This is a genomic window from Candidatus Steffania adelgidicola (assembly GCF_020541225.1).
Classification (GTDB): domain Bacteria; phylum Pseudomonadota; class Gammaproteobacteria; order Enterobacterales; family Enterobacteriaceae; genus Steffania; species Steffania adelgidicola.
In genome coordinates this window covers 1,232,004-1,249,073 of sequence record NZ_CP045889.1, presented here as the reverse complement: position 1 = coordinate 1,249,073, position 17,070 = coordinate 1,232,004, and the positions used below count along the sequence as shown (strand labels likewise).

Annotated in this window: 10 protein-coding genes; 7 read left to right on the top strand and 3 right to left on the bottom strand. The window is 37.5% G+C overall.

The window, feature by feature from the left end:
* Together leuC and leuD are read left to right on the top strand one after the other, a co-directional pair.
* Entirely contained in the window at positions 1-1,419 is a 1,419-nt protein-coding gene (gene leuC / locus GFK82_RS03565; protein ID WP_226810778.1) for a 3-isopropylmalate dehydratase large subunit, read from the top strand.
* Positions 1,412-2,014: a 3-isopropylmalate dehydratase small subunit gene (leuD, locus tag GFK82_RS03560; protein ID WP_226810776.1), complete on the top strand. Its 603-nt coding sequence runs from the start codon at positions 1,412-1,414 to the stop codon at positions 2,012-2,014. The genes leuC and leuD overlap by 8 nt, the downstream gene beginning before the upstream one ends.
* A gap of 319 nt (positions 2,015-2,333) precedes the next feature.
* On the opposite strand, the gene typA is transcribed toward leuD, so the two are convergent.
* Positions 2,334-4,145 (bottom strand): translational GTPase TypA, encoded by a 1,812-nt coding sequence (typA, locus tag GFK82_RS03555; protein WP_226810775.1) that lies wholly within the window; start codon positions 4,143-4,145, stop codon positions 2,334-2,336.
* Between the two features lie 1,833 nt (positions 4,146-5,978).
* Here typA and lapB point away from each other — a divergent pair.
* Both lapB and ribA read left to right on the top strand, forming a co-directional pair.
* Positions 5,979-7,148, top strand: a complete 1,170-nt coding sequence (gene lapB, locus GFK82_RS03550) for a lipopolysaccharide assembly protein LapB (RefSeq protein ID WP_226810758.1) — start codon at positions 5,979-5,981, stop codon at positions 7,146-7,148.
* A 1,881-nt stretch (positions 7,149-9,029) separates the two neighbouring features.
* Positions 9,030-9,641 carry a GTP cyclohydrolase II gene (gene ribA, locus GFK82_RS03545; RefSeq protein WP_226811303.1) on the top strand — a complete coding sequence of 204 codons (612 nt, stop codon included), beginning with the start codon at positions 9,030-9,032 and terminating at the stop codon, positions 9,639-9,641.
* A gap of 2,684 nt (positions 9,642-12,325) precedes the next feature.
* Here ribA and GFK82_RS03540 read toward each other — a convergent pair.
* Together GFK82_RS03540 and zapG are read right to left on the bottom strand one after the other, a co-directional pair.
* Positions 12,326-13,702 carry a Do family serine endopeptidase gene (locus GFK82_RS03540; protein ID WP_226811302.1) on the bottom strand — a complete coding sequence of 459 codons (1,377 nt, stop codon included), beginning with the start codon at positions 13,700-13,702 and terminating at the stop codon, positions 12,326-12,328.
* Between the two features lie 118 nt (positions 13,703-13,820).
* Entirely contained in the window at positions 13,821-14,264 is a 444-nt protein-coding gene (gene zapG, locus GFK82_RS03535; RefSeq protein WP_226810757.1) for a Z-ring associated protein ZapG, read from the bottom strand.
* Between the two features lie 193 nt (positions 14,265-14,457).
* Here zapG and zapE point away from each other — a divergent pair, with 193 nt between their 5' ends.
* The 3 genes from zapE (at position 14,458) to rpsI (ending at position 16,543) form a co-directional block, all read left to right on the top strand.
* Positions 14,458-15,585 carry a cell division protein ZapE gene (zapE, locus tag GFK82_RS03530; RefSeq protein ID WP_226810755.1) on the top strand — a complete coding sequence of 376 codons (1,128 nt, stop codon included), beginning with the start codon at positions 14,458-14,460 and terminating at the stop codon, positions 15,583-15,585.
* A gap of 117 nt (positions 15,586-15,702) precedes the next feature.
* Positions 15,703-16,131, top strand: a complete 429-nt coding sequence (gene rplM, locus GFK82_RS03525; RefSeq protein ID WP_226810754.1) for a 50S ribosomal protein L13 — start codon at positions 15,703-15,705, stop codon at positions 16,129-16,131.
* A gap of 19 nt (positions 16,132-16,150) precedes the next feature.
* Positions 16,151-16,543, top strand: a complete 393-nt coding sequence (gene rpsI / locus GFK82_RS03520; RefSeq protein ID WP_226810752.1) for a 30S ribosomal protein S9 — start codon at positions 16,151-16,153, stop codon at positions 16,541-16,543.
* Positions 16,544-17,070 lie beyond the last annotated feature (527 nt).

Here is a 17,070-nt window from a genome sequence, read left to right as displayed (position 1 = left end):
ATGGGCAAATCGTTATACCAAAAACTATACGATGCGCACGTTATCCATGAGGCAAAAAATGAGATGCCCTTGCTGTATATTGACCGGCATTTAGTGCATGAAGTCACCTCGCCGCAGGCGTTTGATGGTTTACGCACGAAAAAACGTACTGTTCGACAGCCGGGTAAAACCTTTGCCACCATGGATCACAATGTTTCCACACAAAGTAAAAATATTTATGCTTCTGGAGAGAAGGCTCGTATTCAAATGCAGGAACTGATAAAAAACTGTGCAGAATTTGGCGTCCAGCTGTATGATCTCAATCACCCTTTCCAAGGAATTGTACACGTAATCGGCCCTGAACAAGGTATGACTCTGCCAGGTATGACTATCGTTTGTGGAGATTCCCATACTTCCACTCATGGAGCTTTTGGTGCCCTAGCGTTTGGTATTGGAACCTCGGAAGTAGAGCATGTTCTTGCGACACAGACGCTAAAACAAGGCCGGGCTAAAACTATGAAAATAGATGTTACAGGCCAAATTGGGCGAGATATCAGTGCAAAAGACATAATCTTGGCGATTATTAGGAAAGTTGGCTCGGCTGGCGGTACTGGCTACGTAGTGGAATTTAGCGGTGATACTGTCCGTATGCTCAGTATGGAAGGACGGATGACTCTATGTAATATGGCTATCGAAATGGGGGCAAAAGCGGGGATTATAGCGCCAGATAATACCACTTATACCTATTTGCGAAATAGGCAATTTACTCCTAAGGGTATTCACTGGGATCAAGCTGTTATGTATTGGGATACTCTAAAATCGGATGATGATGCTAGTTTCGATAAGGTGGTTACGATAAATGGGCAGGATATCGCACCACAGGTGACGTGGGGAACAAACCCTAGTCAGGTCATTGCAGTGAATCAGTTTATCCCCTCACCGGAGTCATTCAACGATCCAATAGAGCAGAATTCTGCTGCCAACGCGCTAGCATACATGGATTTGCAGCCTGGTATGTGTCTGACGGACGTAGTGATTGATAAGGTTTTTATCGGTTCCTGTACTAACTCACGTATTGAAGATTTGCGAGCTGCAGCAAAAGCTGCTAGTGGTCGCTTTGTTGCTTCTGGTGTTCAGGCAATCGTTGTGCCAGGTTCTGGTCCTGTGAAAGCCCAGGCGGAAACAGAAGGACTAGATGAAATCTTCCTCACCGCTGGTTTTGAGTGGCGGCTCCCTGGATGTTCTATGTGCTTGGCGATGAATCATGACCGTCTGAATCCAGGTGAGCGCTGTGCTTCTACTAGCAATCGGAATTTTGAGGGTCGTCAGGGTCGCGGAGGACGTACACATTTGCTTAGTCCTGCGATGGCTGCGGGTGCAGCGGTGGCAGGACGTTTTATTGATATCCGAGAATTGCATAAAGGAAAGACAGATGGCTAAATTTACGCAGCATACCGGTATCGTAGTTCCCCTTGACGCCGCTAATGTAGATACTGATGCGATTATCCCCAAGCAGTTTCTACAAAAGGTAACACGTACTGGTTTTGGGCAGCATTTATTTAATGACTGGCGATTTTTAGATGAGGCTGGCCAAGAGCCTAATCCAAATTTTGTGCTGAATCAGCCACGTTACCAGGGCGCCAGTATTCTGCTGGCTCGTGAAAATTTTGGGTGCGGCTCTTCGCGTGAGCATGCGCTTTGGGCCTTAACGGATTACGGTTTTCATGCGGTGATAGCACCAAGTTTTGCTGATATTTTTTATAGTAACAGCTTCAATAATCAACTGATTCCAGTTCGTCTTACAGAAGAACAGGTAAACGCACTGTTTTCTATAATAATGACGCAGGAAGGAATGACTTTAAGCGTTAATTTGGAACGGCAGGAGGTGGTGGTTAAGGATAAGATTTATCCTTTTTCGATAGACCGATTCCGCCGACATTGCTTGATTAACGGTATTGACAGTATCGGTCTAACGCTAATGCAGCATGCAGCTATCAGTCAATATGAAAGGCGTCAACCGATATTTATGCATTAAGATTTTCTCTAATATTACGTCAATATCTTATTGGTTTTCTCTAGCGTTAACTGTATTTTTATAGTGTAGTTATAAGTTGTCATCTATACAGGCTACATGTGTCAATAAGACATAATGTGACTAAAAGCTTAGTTTTATCTGAGCTCTTATCGAGATGGGTCTTATTTTTTATTTTCACAAACCAAAATCACTTCCCTAGAAGTGATGTCTGATATGACCCTTCTAGGAAAGCGCGTGAGACCAGAATGAAATCGGATAAAATAGCGTAATAGTCATTTAATATTAACAGGTTATCACTAGTTTATATATGATAATTTCGTTAGCAGCGATTAGCGCGCTTACGTTCATTTTGAGTCAGGTAACGTTTACGAAGACGAATCGATTTTGGCGTGACCTCAACTAATTCATCATCATCAATAAATGCTATTGCTCGCTCCAGTGACATCTTGATCACTGGTACGAGAGTAGTAGCTTCATCTGTACCGGATGCGCGCATATTAGTCAGCTTCTTACCGGTTAAACAATTTACTGTTAGATCGTTAGAGCGCGTGTGAATACCGATAATCTGACCTTCGTATACCGCAGAACCATGTCCGAGGAATAGACGGCCGCGATCTTGAAGACTATATAGGGCGTAGGCTACAGCTTTACCTTGACCGTTGGAAATAAGTACGCCGTTTTGTCGCTGAGCGATGTCTCCAGGACAGAGGTTATCATAGTGGCTGAAGCTAGAATAGAAAAAACCAGTACCCGAGGTCATAGTGAGGAAAGTACTCCGAAAACCAATTAGTCCCCGGCTTGGCACCATGTAATCTAGACGGATCCGATCTTTTCCTTCTAGTAGCATATTTTTCATCTCACCTTTACGAATACCCATTGCTTCCATGATTACCCCTTGATGCTGCGCTTCAATATTAAGCGTTACTGACTCAAAAGGTTCCTGTTTAATACTATTGACATTGCGAAAAATTACTTTCGGTCGGGAAACGCCAAGCTCGAATCCTTCTCGCCGCATATTTTCAATAAGCACGGAGAGATGCAGCTCGCCCCGCCCAGAAACACGAAAGGTATCAGGATCTTCAGTTTCTTCTACCCTTAGAGCGACGTTGTGTACCAGTTCTTTCTGCAAACGTTCCAAAATTTGACGGGAGGTAACGTATTTTCCTTCTTTTCCACAGAACGGAGACGTGTTTACACCGAAGGACATGGATACAGTAGGTTCGTCAACTGTTAATACGGGTAGTGCTTCTATTTTTCCTGGATCGCAAATAGTATCGGAAATATTTAATTCGCCTAACCCGATAATCGCAATAATGTCACCTGCTTCGGCTAGTGGGGATTCGATACGTTGGAGGCCCATATGACTTAAGACCTGCCCTACTTGAGCGTTACGGCGTTTCCCTTTGTTGTCTACTACGGTTACATTTTGCTTGGGCTTGACTGAGCCTCGTTTGATACGCCCAATGCCAATAATGCCAAGATAACTGTTGTAGTCAAGCTGAGACAGTTGCATTTGGAATGGTCCGTCGACGTCGACATTTGGGGCATCGACATGCTTTACGATGGACTCAAACAACGGAGTCATATCATCTGCCATATCGTCATATTCTAGACCGGCGATCCCGTGGATCGCTGATGTGTAAACAATTGGAAAATCAAGCTGATTATCGGTTGCCCCTAAGTTAACAAACAAATCAAACACTTGATCTACTACCCAGTTTGGACGAGCGCCTGGACGGTCAACTTTATTGACAATGACAATGGGTTTTAAATTGTAGCCAAACGCTTTTTGCGTTACGAAACGGGTCTGTGGCATCGGACCATCCATTGCGTCAACCAATAGTAATACCGAGTCTACCATTGACATAACACGCTCAACTTCCCCTCCAAAATCAGCGTGGCCCGGTGTATCGACAATATTAATGCGGTAATCTTTCCAGTTAATAGCAGTATTTTTAGCTAGGATGGTGATCCCGCGTTCTTTTTCTAAATCGTTAGAGTCCATTATGCGTTCAGTGGCATTGTTACGCTCATCAAGTGTGCCGGACTGTCGCAACAATTTATCAACCAAGGTGGTTTTACCATGGTCTACATGCGCGATGATGGCGATGTTACGCAAGTTTTCAATCACGACGTTGCCTTCGATGTCAGGGGTAACACAATATTATACACGTATTAGACAAGGGACTAAACAATATCTGTCGTTATTGTGGATGGTATTATTTTATAGGTTATCGGGCTCTCCGATTACTAAATTTGGTTTTGGACTCTATTTATTAGTTGTTTTATTTAGATTCCCATAAAGTGTTTTTAGAAAAAATATTTGCATCTTCTTGATTTTTGTGTGCGTGTAATGCAATAAATCATTTGATTTAGATTGGCATAGGAGAGCATGAAAAAGCGTATATCAAACGATCTTGATATACGGGTAGTGATGCGCAACATGTAATGAATGTAATCATGACTACTGCTCGAATTTGTTAAAAGCGATATTGAGCAGATTCATAACAGGATTAATAAAAGAATTATGTTCTGAAACAGATCAGGTACACGATAGTTTTATGCACATTAGAAAGATAACGCTTGTTTGGCTGATATTGACGTATGCCATCTGTTTAATCTTGATAATTTATTTCAACATAAGGCGAAATATTTAACCACTTATTATACATAATTAGCATTAGTTTCTATATCTAATAATTACAATAATTACAAATTTAGTGAAGAATAAAATAAAAAATAAGAGTGATATGCGTTATTACACAGGCTCTCCATCCTGCGTTGATATTGTCTAATTATAATAAAGTTATTGAATAATGGTTGCATAAAGTAGTTTTCTCTTTCTAGGAACTGTATTACTTCGTTGTGGAGATGCATTATCATAAAGTTTTATTTTTAAGCATCTTCTCTGAAGAACAATTCTATTATTTCACCATGTTTATGAACTAGGGTTTGGATAAGTGTTTAAGACAAAGAATCTTTTTTATTTTTAAAGTTTATTTATATGGACTGCTTGATTTTAAAATCAGGAAAATCATTTAAGAAGTGCAGGTTTATTTAAAAAAACAGTACAAAATCGCAACTGCAGAAGATGCTTAGATCAAATGAGACACTACAATAAATAAAAAATCAGATATGGCTTTATTTAAAGCAAGAGATCCTTTATTAATATGAGTAAATATTGGCCAGAATTATTACTTGGGTACAGGTTTGCCTGTGACCAAATCATCATAATATTAGATGACTATCTTAAGGCTGATAGTAGAAAATGCCCAGAAGATTAAGTGGATGCTGGTTTATATTGAGTCAGAGTTATTAAAGATACCGCGGAGGAAAAATAATGTTGGAAAATTGTAGTATTTCCATCTAGCCAGATGAAAACTAATTAGTTTGGTTATTTTAGCTAGTCAAGAGAAACTATTGACGACCAGAATTTCTCTTCCTCAATTCCATATCTGCTTATTTATCAGGTATCTATACCTCTGCTTCAGGAAAAGAATGAATTTATAATAGGGGAGTGTTTTCTTTGTTAATGGAAAAATATTTAGATTGTATTTTAATATTTTTATCTAAAAAATACAAAAACATAGTTTTTAGGTAATCAGATAAAAAGATATTTTTATAATTTCTTTTTTCCTTTTTCTTTTTCTTTTGTTCTCGATTTTATTACCCACAATGCTTATTGTGTATAATATTTCTTATACAAGACACAACCAGCCGGTAAAACTTAATGCGTTTTTAGTTTGAAGTAGGATTTAAATGTTAAACTTACTGACTGTGCTATGTGTTACTGGATATATTATCTGGCGTTTTATCTATATCTGATTCTAGCTTTTCAAGTTTTATATCATGGATGTGTGCTGTACTTAAGGTAAAATGCCTGGAACAGCAGTGTGCGCCAATAGAAACGATTTTCGCTGTCGCTACTAAGTCTCTTGCCTTTTCGCCCAAGGAATAACGCATTATGTTAGAACTGCTGTTTCTACTGCTTCCTTTAGCTGCTGCTTATGGTTGGTATATGGGGTGTAGGAGTGTGGAGCAGGATAAACATAAGGCCACCAATCGTCTTTCTAAAGATTGTGTAGCTAGAATGGATTTTTTACTTGATAATCCGCAGGATAAATCCATAGATTTTTTTCTTGAGATGTTGAAAGAGGAAACTAACGCTCTTGAGGTGTATTTGATGTTAGGGAATCTATTCCGTTCCCGTGGCGAAGTTGATCGAGCTATTCGAATTCACCAGGCGATGATAGAAAGTACTGCCTTAACCTTGAATCAACGTCTTTTGGCGATACAGCAGCTTGGTTGTGACTATATGGCAGCCGGGTTTTATGACCGCGCGGAAAACATGTTTAGTCAGTTGCTTAATGAAGATGATTTCCGTTTTAGTACGTTGAATCTTTTATTAAAAATCCATCAGTCAACTAGTGAATGGTTGAAAGCTATCGACGTCGCTAACAAGTTGGTCAAGCTTGGCAAAGCGCAGTGCTTAGCAGAGATTGCCCATTTTTATTGTGAGTTAGCGCTTCAAGCACTTGGCCGTGATGATATGAACCGTGCTGTCCTTTTTTTAAAAAAAGGAGGCGATGTGGATAAAAATAGTCCACGGGTGTCTATTATACGTGCCAGAATTTACATGATGCAGCAAGATTACGCTGCCGCCGTTTATGAATTGACGCGGGTGCTAGATCAAGACCGAGAAATGGTGAGCGAAACGTTGCCAATGCTACAGACCTGTTATCAAATTTTAGATGAACCGAGCGCTTGGGCAGCATTTCTTAGGCGGTGTGTAGAAAAGAATGGTAGCGCGTTAGCTGAATTGTTGCTAACAGATGTTGTTGAACGTGAAGAGGGAGCTAAAGTTGCGCGGACGTATCTTAATCAGCAATTGCGGCAGAATCCAACGATGCGTATGTTTTACCGATTGATAAATTTTTATCTTATAGAGGCAGAAGGGGGCCTTATTAAGGAAAGTTTACAGATGTTATATAATATAATTGGCCAACAGATTTATACTAAACCTCGTTATCACTGTCAGAAATGTGGTTTTACCTCTCAGAGGATTTATTGGAATTGTCCTTCATGTAAATCCTGGTCATCCATAAAGCCTATACGTGGTCTGGATGGACAGTAACTCAGATTCTTATCTGAGAATCATTTATCTCTTAGCAGAGAGAAATCGGTAATGGCGTTATTATTGCTAAATGAGTACAGTCGTTTTCTGACTAATTTGGTGGAGATAGCAAAACATTTTCAGCGTAATAGAGTATTATTTTTTTATTTAGTCACCATTAGGGAGATAATGACTAAATATAGAGCACGGTATCTCTCTACGCTATAATTTAAAAACCCTCCCGTTGAATGAAAGTGCTGTCATTACATTATATCTTCTCAACACTTCTTTTGTCGCTTGAAGGTGCATTTATTTGCAAAAGACCTCATTGCATCAGAAAGTTATTGTCTATTGAGATAGACAGACCATACTAGGAATGTTTCTTGATTTAAATTTATTTTATTAATGTCAAATATGGTTTGTAAGTTTCTTTGATTATCTGTCTGATCTAATGGATTAGCAGTAAAGATATCCGGTAAAGATTCTAAAATAAAAGTGGTTTATTAACTAGGAATTTGCTTTTTTTTCAAGGAGGAGAGGGGTACAAACTTATTGATATTAACGAACGTGCCCTATTATAAGATTTAGTTTAGTATTTGAAAAGATACAGTGTATTTTCATACACAGAAAATGGGTGTTCGTATCTAACTGCCGTCTTTAGTTTGTCTGGTAAATTTGATATACATGCTGCCATGTTATCTGTACTGAAAGATAGAATCGCTAGTATGTTAACAACAGAGAAAAATTTCTTCATAGATGATTATCGGAGTTTTTCCTAAACGTGTAATAGCATCATTTATAAAAATAGATAGATATTAACGTGATTATGCATGACATTATATGCCAGTGTTAATTAATAAGCGCTGGAATAATATATTCCACTTATTGGTAGAGATAAGTCTAGTGATAGAAAAAATAGTTAATTAACATTACATCATATATATGATAAACGGAGTCTCTATTTTTGACTGGATGTTTTGCGTCTTATTTTTTAACAATTCCTTTAAGATTCCAAGAGTACATAGAGAAATACTATGGTATACACCATATTTGACAATATACTCTATGAGTCGTCTTTGTTTTGTTTGATCAACCTCCGCCCTTAAGGAGGGTAGGGTATAAAGAAGTATGCTGAATTATATGTATAGATGTCTACTTTTGTATTAGTAAGCCGCCTTCTCCCTTTTATAAGGGGGTTTGTAGATTTATGGAATTTTATTGTTAATATTAATTAGATTTTATTCTAATAACCATATTGGCTTCATCTTTTTCTTCTGATAAGAAGCAGATTATATAGATCATTATCTAATCTTTTAAACTTAATTAATGCTGGAGATTTTCTAGACTGTTAGATTTCTATATGGGCCAGTTTATCAAACTAATTACAAAACTCACATAAGAGAAGTTCGATACAGGGTATATCTATCTCCAGAATAATTGATCTTGTACTTGATTGATATAATGCAAGAAAATTAAAGATGTTTAACAGTGAAGCAGTGTATTAACAAACACCTATATTCATTTATAACGGGCATTTTTATTCGATCAAGTAATTATGTGAATTGTGTTTTAAAACCATTATTTCTGTTTTTATGTTATTCTCTTTATCCTAGAGAATTAATATTTTTATCTCTTGAATTTATAATTTTTTAATTTTATGTTTTTCAGTAAAACGCCATCTATAATTTATGGAAAAATTATAGCAAAGTGAAACTTTGACTATGTAAAAAGAAAGAACACTCTCCGTATAAGAGATTATATACAACACGTTCCGTCATGGTGGAGAATTTAGAAAAAATAGAACACAGAGAATTCCGATTGGCGCGTGTCCTGTTTCAGATGCTGGTCAAATGTACGGTAGGTAGTAGGATGCGCGCTATTAATTTGGTTTTGGAGAGCAATATGCAGCTTAAACGTGTGGCAGACGCCAAACTACCGACCCCCTGGGGGGATTTCCTGATGGTGGGATTTGAGGAAATTGCTACTGGACATGAGCATCTAGCGCTGGTGTATGGTGATGTTACTACTGGTGTGGTGCCGATACCGGCGCGCGTCCATTCTGAATGCCTTACTGGTGATGCTCTTTTCAGTCTTCGGTGTGATTGCGGCTTTCAATTGGAAGCTGCGTTAAGTTATATCGCTGAAGAGAAGTGCGGTATTTTGCTTTACCACCGCCAGGAAGGTCGTAATATAGGTCTTTTGAATAAGATTCTTGCCTACGCCCTACAAGATTTAGGCGCTGATACGGTTGAGGCTAATCATCAGCTTGGTTTTGCAGCCGACGAACGAGATTTCACTCTGTGCGCTGACATGTTTAAACTACTGGGTGTGGAAAAAGTACGTCTTTTGACTAACAATCCCCAAAAGGTTGAGAGTCTAATCGAAGCAGGCATTAATATTAGCGAACGGATACCTCTGATTGTTGGTCGTAATCCGCAGAATACTCGCTATCTGGATACCAAGGCGGCTAAAATGGGGCATTTGTTTAATAGGATGCTAATAAGAGATAAATAGCTAATTAAATTGATTTTAAATGCGTAACTTGTATCGAGCATAGAACTAATTCATAACAGACAATGATATTGCTGTGATAAATATTTTTTTAAACAACAATTTCTCAGAAATTATCATGATTACTAAATGTTTAGCATAGTATTCATGCACGTTTTGTTTAAATTATCTTTTATGGTATAATGCTTATTATAAGAAGCATTATGTAGTTGTGAATATTTCATACCGCAACATTAGAGTATGTGTTGGAATACTAGTCTATCGATGCAGTTCGTTGTAACCTTAATTCTGTTTGATACCTTTACAGTAAAGGTTGTTTATTGAAATAATGGGTTATATTATATTTGATACCTCTAGTAAAAAGTTCTTAAAAAACTTAAAAAGGTTTTATAATATATATTATATATGTTCATAACATTGTTTTAATAATAAATTTATTAGCATGTTTTGATATGCGTTTGGATATTTTTATACTTTTACTAGCGCGTTTTAATAAAGACAAGCAGACACTGAGATAAACGAAGAGGTAATATATAACTTTTTTACTGATTTTCATATATAATCCATTGACTTTTATTCTGTTTATATTAACAGTTTCATAAAATCAACAGCATTAATAATATCATAGATATTAATTTACTGTGTAGTACTTTGGTATGTCAGTATAAAACACTTACTTATTTAAGCGATGATGATCAAGCTTAACCAGACAGTAAAGTATAGCCCCGAGTCTTGTACTTGAAATGAAAAAAAATGACTTTATGGTACATCCATACCACGCCAGTAATTTTACTGGTTTATGCTGTGTGTTTATAAATATAGTAGGAATATAAAAGGATAATTTAATATTCAACGCTTCATATAAGCGATGAAAACTCAGTATGCTTATAGGCTTATATAACACCCATCGAATTCCGTGATTCCTATCTAAGATAGATAGAATTATCTAGGTTTAAAGAAGAGTCGATATTAAAACATGGAATGATTTAAAGGTTAGCAGCTTCTTTATTAGAAGCTGGATGAAATAATTAAACGAACTCTAGAAAAATTAAATAAATCTATTGGTGTAGGTTTTTTTTTGATGACATGGGTTTTTATCCTAAGTTATAAAAGCAGATCATACTTAATATTAAACCTCTTCAATATGATTTAACTTACTGCTTTTCGATGGCTATCGATTGTGGATTTAGGGGGCATAGGACAAGTTTCAAAGCATTTTTAAACCTTCTATAATCGTTATTATAAAGACATTAAGACACGGAACGTCCACTATATAATAGTGTCTGAACTCACAGAAATGCTATATATGTACCTATATTTTATAAATTGAGTGGAATTATAAAGGATATTGAATAAGGCTATGTTGTATCTTGAGCACTGTATCAAAACACAAGGTTTATCAACATTCTCTCTCCTAAAAAGAAGAAATTTTCAGAATCAGTGTTGATTAGTAGAATTCCATCATAGTCTATAAAAAATCATTAATAAAAGATTAATGTTTTAAAACATTAATCTTTTAAGTATGACTAAGAGAAAAAAGCATTGTGATCTTTCTTCTCCATTGTGGATATTAATTGAAACTTAATCGTTTTACTGTACTTTTTCTAGTTGGTGAGATTTCTAATGAGTCTTGCTATGTGCATAGCAACCTCCCTACAGACTGCTACCCGCATCCTTCTAGTTAGAAGTGGAGCTTTTATTTTAGAGATCTTTAAATAATAATTGCTATTGTTTATGTTTTACTAATATATGAATTAATACAATAATACGTTTAGAAAACATGTTCGCTACCTAACGGGTCCATTTTTAATAACGAAGTTAGCCGGTGTATAATTAATACACAGCAGTACCTCGTGCACCTGAATGTATTTTTATTTCATCTAGAATTACCATATTAATAGTATATAGCATGTATACAGTTTCGGCCATAGGTATGATGGATAATGGTTATGTTAGTTTGTATTCTGATAACAGTGAGCATAGCCGCCGATCATGTAAGTATTGTAAATCATTTTCTCACTAACTTTTGTTAAACCCCCAAACGTTAATATTCTGTTTATGCTTCGAAAAGTGTGCATACATCTCTAATAGAATGTCCGTTAATACATGTATCAGTCTGTAAAACATAGTACTATCTTGATGGATTCAGGCTAATTATGGTCAGTGTTTCTCAGTATAACCTATCGTAGATGATAGAGAGTGCTAATCTTCATTGGTAGATTCCCACTAAAATTAGACTGAGCAGTTAAGAGTCATGGTAGGGCGCTAGTAGATGCTCATTCTCCATGTTCAGTACTTTTTAGTTGTAAAACCTTTCCATATTTTTCAGTATTTTTTCGGCTATTAGGCTATCTCGTATTGTAGCAATAATGCATATGTAGTTATTTTATTTATCATTACATCAGAATATGATATCTAGATTCATGTTAATGTGTAGTATCTTTTATACAACTCTAACTGTAGACTATTTACCATTATATCTTTAGTGCAGTATAGGAAGATTTATCTGCGAGGTAGAAGAGAGTATAGATGAGAGAAAATCCGGATAATTTATCAGGATAATCAAATTGATAATAACAGAAAGAAGGAATTTTACGAAGATAAGAGTAATAAAGATATTGACACTGAATTTAAGTAGGGCATAAATGAAAGGGATGCCGCTAAATCGGCATCCCCTCGTTCATTGATTAACGCAATAATATAAAAATGTTTGAATTGCCTCGCACAATGTTTAGTGCTATTATCACTGGTTTTTTCTCCAGTATTTTTCGGAACTGGCTGATGCTCTGTATCCGTTCACGATTAATCCCGATGATGACATCATCTTGTTGGAGACCAATTTCAGCCGCTGGTGAGTTTTTGAGAACCTCCTCTACTCGTATTCCCTGTCTGCCGTCTGTTAGGTAAGTGTTACGGAGGGAGGCTCCTTGTAATGCGGGGGTAATCATTCCATTACTACTCACAGTAGATGTACTGTCATCCAGTATTACAGGTATTATTTGGCTCTTGCCGTTACGCAGTAAACCAAGTTTCATCGTTTGACCGGGTGTACTCGTGGCGAGCTTAACCCGTAGTTCAGCGAAGCTCTGGATGGGTTTATTTTCTACTGAGATAATAACATCTCCAGACTTAATACAAGCTTTTTCAGCAGCGGAATGCGGTAGAACTTCACTAATAAAGGCGCCTTGGTCAGTTTCAATATTAAAAACTTTAGCAATGTCCGCGGTTAATTCAGCGCCCTTAATGCCAAGCTGCCCCCGTTTTACTTCACCATATTTAATAATCTGCTGACTTAGGTTTTTGACAATATTACTGGGAATAGCAAAACCGATACCTATATTTCCCCCTCCGGGTGCCAAAATAGCAGTATTGATTCCAATGAGTTCTCCGTTGAGATTAACCAGCGCCCCTCCAGAATTACCGCGGTTCATGGAAGCGTCAGTCTGAATAAAATTCTCTAATGACTCTAAATGGAGACCTCTTCGACCTAGGGCGGATATAATACCAGACGTTACCGTTTGGCCAAGACCAAATGGATTGCCGACTGCGATCACGAAATCTCCGACTTTTAAGGCATCAGAGTCTGCTATCTTGATTTCCTTAAGATTTTTCAAGGAAGGTAACTGAAGCAGTGCCAGATCGGTCGGCTCATCTCTGCCTATAAGTTTAGCCTTGAATATCCGACCATCATTGAGCTGTATTGTTATCTTGTCTGCATGATTTACAACATGATTGTTAGTGATTACATACCCATCCTCGGCATTGATAATCACTCCCGAACCTAATCCTAGTTCTTCAAATTGATGTATTTCACTATTATTTCTTGGGATATCGCCGAAGAAATATCTAAACTCTTTAGGTAATATAGGGCGAAGGATTGATTGGGAGCCTTTAACATGAATGCTCACTACTGCCGGCAGCACTGTCGTAAGGATTGGGGCTAAGCTGGGTATAGATTGTCCTTCAATTTTGATTGGCAGGGCTGCCTTCACTCCTAAAAAAAGGAGTAAATTTAGTCCAATACTGAGGGCTAATACTCTAAATAGAGGTGTTGTTTTCATTATGTGTTAACTCGCTTATTTTCATCTCTGATTTCATGATGTATAAACCCGATAAGGGCATTATAATTGTTATTCCAACTTGATTGGAGAAGAAAAAGTTCACTCAAGAGCCTTATTGATATCAGTGACGATTTGTACGCAGCAAACCGCTGGTAATTTCCGGATAATCTCGTGGCTGCCTTTCTGCTGAAATTTTATCATTACCTTCGCGTGTGTTGACATCTGTGTTTATGTTTTCCTCCTCGTGTGCTACTGTTTCTGTTTCAAGTAAAGCATAGTGGAACGGATTGTCTTCTCTGCTTTGATTTGGCAGAAGACTATTAGAGCTTTTAGCCATATGTTGATAAAGTTGACGGTAACTGTCGGCTATATTATTTAGTAATTCTGCACTTCGAGCGAAGTGACTGGTAAGTTCTTTACGATACTCATCTAATTCAGCTTGGCTTTTTTCTAATTCGTATCGAAGCGTCTGATGTTGACGTATCTGATGAGTACCAAATCGCATAGCGAGAACACCAATAATGATACCAATCATCAATCCAGTTAGTGCATATTCCCAGGTCATAAGACCTCCTATTTTAACTTTGTTATCCCGTAGAGCGTTATATACAGTTAGCTGCACTATAACTGTTAATGTAGTATGAGTGGAACCGGAGAGTATGATGATATATTAGCGATCGTTGGAATTGGGTTATTGTATTCGATCGCACTGCTATTTAAGATGTTCTTTTTATTGCCGTTTAGGAAACATCCGTCATATGCAAACTACTTCTCCGTTGTCTGTTTATCAGAAGTTCCTGGAGCACTCAGAACATCAGCCTGATAGCACTCAAGCTGCTGTTATTGAACGATTAGATTGGATTCACCAGCAGTTATTAAATACGGCACCAACCGCTGCAGTAAGCGGTAAATCTAGTTTGTTTAAACGTCTATTCAAGGTTAAGCGTACAATAGATACATCTGTGAAGGGATTATATATATGGGGGGGGGTGGGCAGAGGGAAAACCTGGCTCATGGATTTGTTTTATTATAACTTACCCGGTAATCGTAAGTTACGGTTACATTTTCATCGTTTTATGTTACGCCTCCATGAGGAAATGACTCGCCTACAGGGTAACCTGGACCCGCTAGAGATAATTGCTAACAGATTTAAAGCCGAAATTGACGTACTTTGTTTTGATGAATTTTTTGTTACCGATATTACTGATGCCATGTTGCTTAGCAGGTTAATGCAAGCGCTATTCGATCGTGGCATAACTCTTGTTACCACTTCTAATACCCCACCCGATAATCTTTACTGGAACGGTTTACAGCGTCCTCTTTTTATGCCAACCATTGCATTAATTAAACGTCATTGCCATGTAATGAATGTAGATGCCGGTATAGATTACCGATTACAATCTTTAACTCAGGCCAATTTTTGGCTAACGCCTCTTGGAGAGAAGACAGACCGGGAAATGATGAAGATATTCCACGATTTGGGAGGGAAGAGACTGTCAATAGAGCGCGACGTGTTCGTATTTAAAATCAACCAGCGGCCGATGTCAATCCTTGGTTTAAATAACGGTGTGATTGCAATAGATTTTAAAGAGTTATGTGTTGCTGCACGTAGTCAAAATGACTATATTGTTCTCTCTAAAAACTTTCATAGCGTATTAATATATAATGTACAACCAATGGACAGCGAGCAAGAAAATACCGCTCGCCGTTTTTTGGCACTTGTAGATGAGTTTTATGAGCGCCGTGTAAAACTCGTGGTTGGGTCCAGTGTATCGATGAGGATGTTGTACCAAGGACAACTGCTGCGTTTTGAGTATCAGCGGTGTTTATCGCGCTTGCAGGAAATGCAGAGTGATAAATATCTTAAGTGCACGCATCAGCCCTGATTTTGTAAAAAAGGTCGATTTTTTTAGATGACTTCTTTATAATAGCTCTATCCAAATACACTATTTATTGAAGCGTTTTTATTTGTTAACGCGTAACCTACATTGAGTAAGATTTTAATGAAAACTTTTACAGCAAAACCAGAAACAGTCAAACGTAACTGGTATGTTATCGACGCTGAGGGGAAGATTCTTGGTCGTTTTGCTGCTAAACTAGCTCATCATCTTCGTGGTAAGCATAAACCGGAATATACACCGCATGTTGATACTGGTGATTATTTGATTGTTTTAAATGCTAAAAAAATAGCCGTCACTGGTAAAAAGCGTAATGAGAAAATTTACTATCATTATACTGGTTATGTTGGTGGAATTAAACAAGCGACTTTTGAAGAGATGGTGACCCGTCGTCCTGAGCGCGTGATTAAAATGGCAGTGAAAGGCATGCTGCCAAAAGGACCGCTAGGTCGGGCTATGTTACGTAAACTAAAGATTTACGCTGGGGCTGAGCATAACCATCCAGCACAGCAACCAGAAGTTCTAGAGATTTAATTCATCGGGATTATAGGAAATGGCTGACAATCAATACTACGGCACTGGTCGCCGCAAAAGTTCTTCCGCTCGCGTCTTTGCTAAGCTAGGAACTGGGAACATCATGATTAACCAGCGCAGTCTAGAACAGTATTTTGGTCGTGAAACTTCTCGGATGGTAGTGCGGCAGCCATTAGAGTTAGTCGGCATGGTTAGTAAATTAGATCTGTATATCACAGTTAAAGGTGGGGGTATATCCGGACAGGCAGGCGCCATTCGTCACGGCATTACTCGTGCTCTACTAGCATACGACGAAACATTGCGTTCTAACTTGCGAAAAGCTGGTTTTGTTACTCGTGACGCCCGTCAAGTTGAACGTAAGAAAGTTGGATTACGTAAAGCACGTTGTCGTCCTCAGTTCTCTAAACGTTAATTTTTCACGTTCATAGGAGTGAGAAGTATCAGTTTTAATCCTAAAGTAGAGATATTGATAATAATGAGTAGTGATACTACTAATCCCATTAGGGATTAGTGTGTATAAGATGTGAAATATAAATTTTACTTATTTCGTTTTATCTTCTAGTTGAATATGCTGTGCTAGCATCGGCGATTTTCATGAACTACAGAGAGATTTTCAAAGTATATGTTTGTATATAGGGGATGATCTTGTTGTGTATAGTATATAATACTAGTCAGTATTAATAATAACTTTTTATACTTATCTGTATATTACAAAAACATCCCGCGTCGAGTTATTAGTGTAGTCATATCTTTAATATATAAAATATTATTTGATATCTCCAAACTCAAATCAAAATATAAAGCCATTTATTTGCATCATACAAAGCAATAAAATAGGAATTATCTCTTTTCAAAAAACTCATATTTTAAAGGTATTAAAACATGATGAAAGTCTATAAAAAATATATATGTTTAAGTTTAAATTGCTTTGGAAATCAT

Excerpts from the sequence above, each read along its gene's own strand:
- leuC (WP_226810778.1), top strand. The coding sequence starts at position 1 with ATGGGCAAATCGTTATACCAAAAACTATACGATGCGCACGTTATCCAT.
- leuD (WP_226810776.1), top strand. The coding sequence starts at position 1,412 with ATGGCTAAATTTACGCAGCATACCGGTATCGTAGTTCCCCTTGACGCC.
- lapB (WP_226810758.1), top strand. The coding sequence starts at position 5,979 with ATGTTAGAACTGCTGTTTCTACTGCTTCCTTTAGCTGCTGCTTATGGT.
- ribA (WP_226811303.1), top strand. The coding sequence starts at position 9,030 with ATGCAGCTTAAACGTGTGGCAGACGCCAAACTACCGACCCCCTGGGGG.
- zapG (WP_226810757.1), bottom strand. The coding sequence starts at position 14,264 with ATGACCTGGGAATATGCACTAACTGGATTGATGATTGGTATCATTATT.
- zapE (WP_226810755.1), top strand. The coding sequence starts at position 14,458 with ATGCAAACTACTTCTCCGTTGTCTGTTTATCAGAAGTTCCTGGAGCAC.
- rplM (WP_226810754.1), top strand. The coding sequence starts at position 15,703 with ATGAAAACTTTTACAGCAAAACCAGAAACAGTCAAACGTAACTGGTAT.
- rpsI (WP_226810752.1), top strand. The coding sequence starts at position 16,151 with ATGGCTGACAATCAATACTACGGCACTGGTCGCCGCAAAAGTTCTTCC.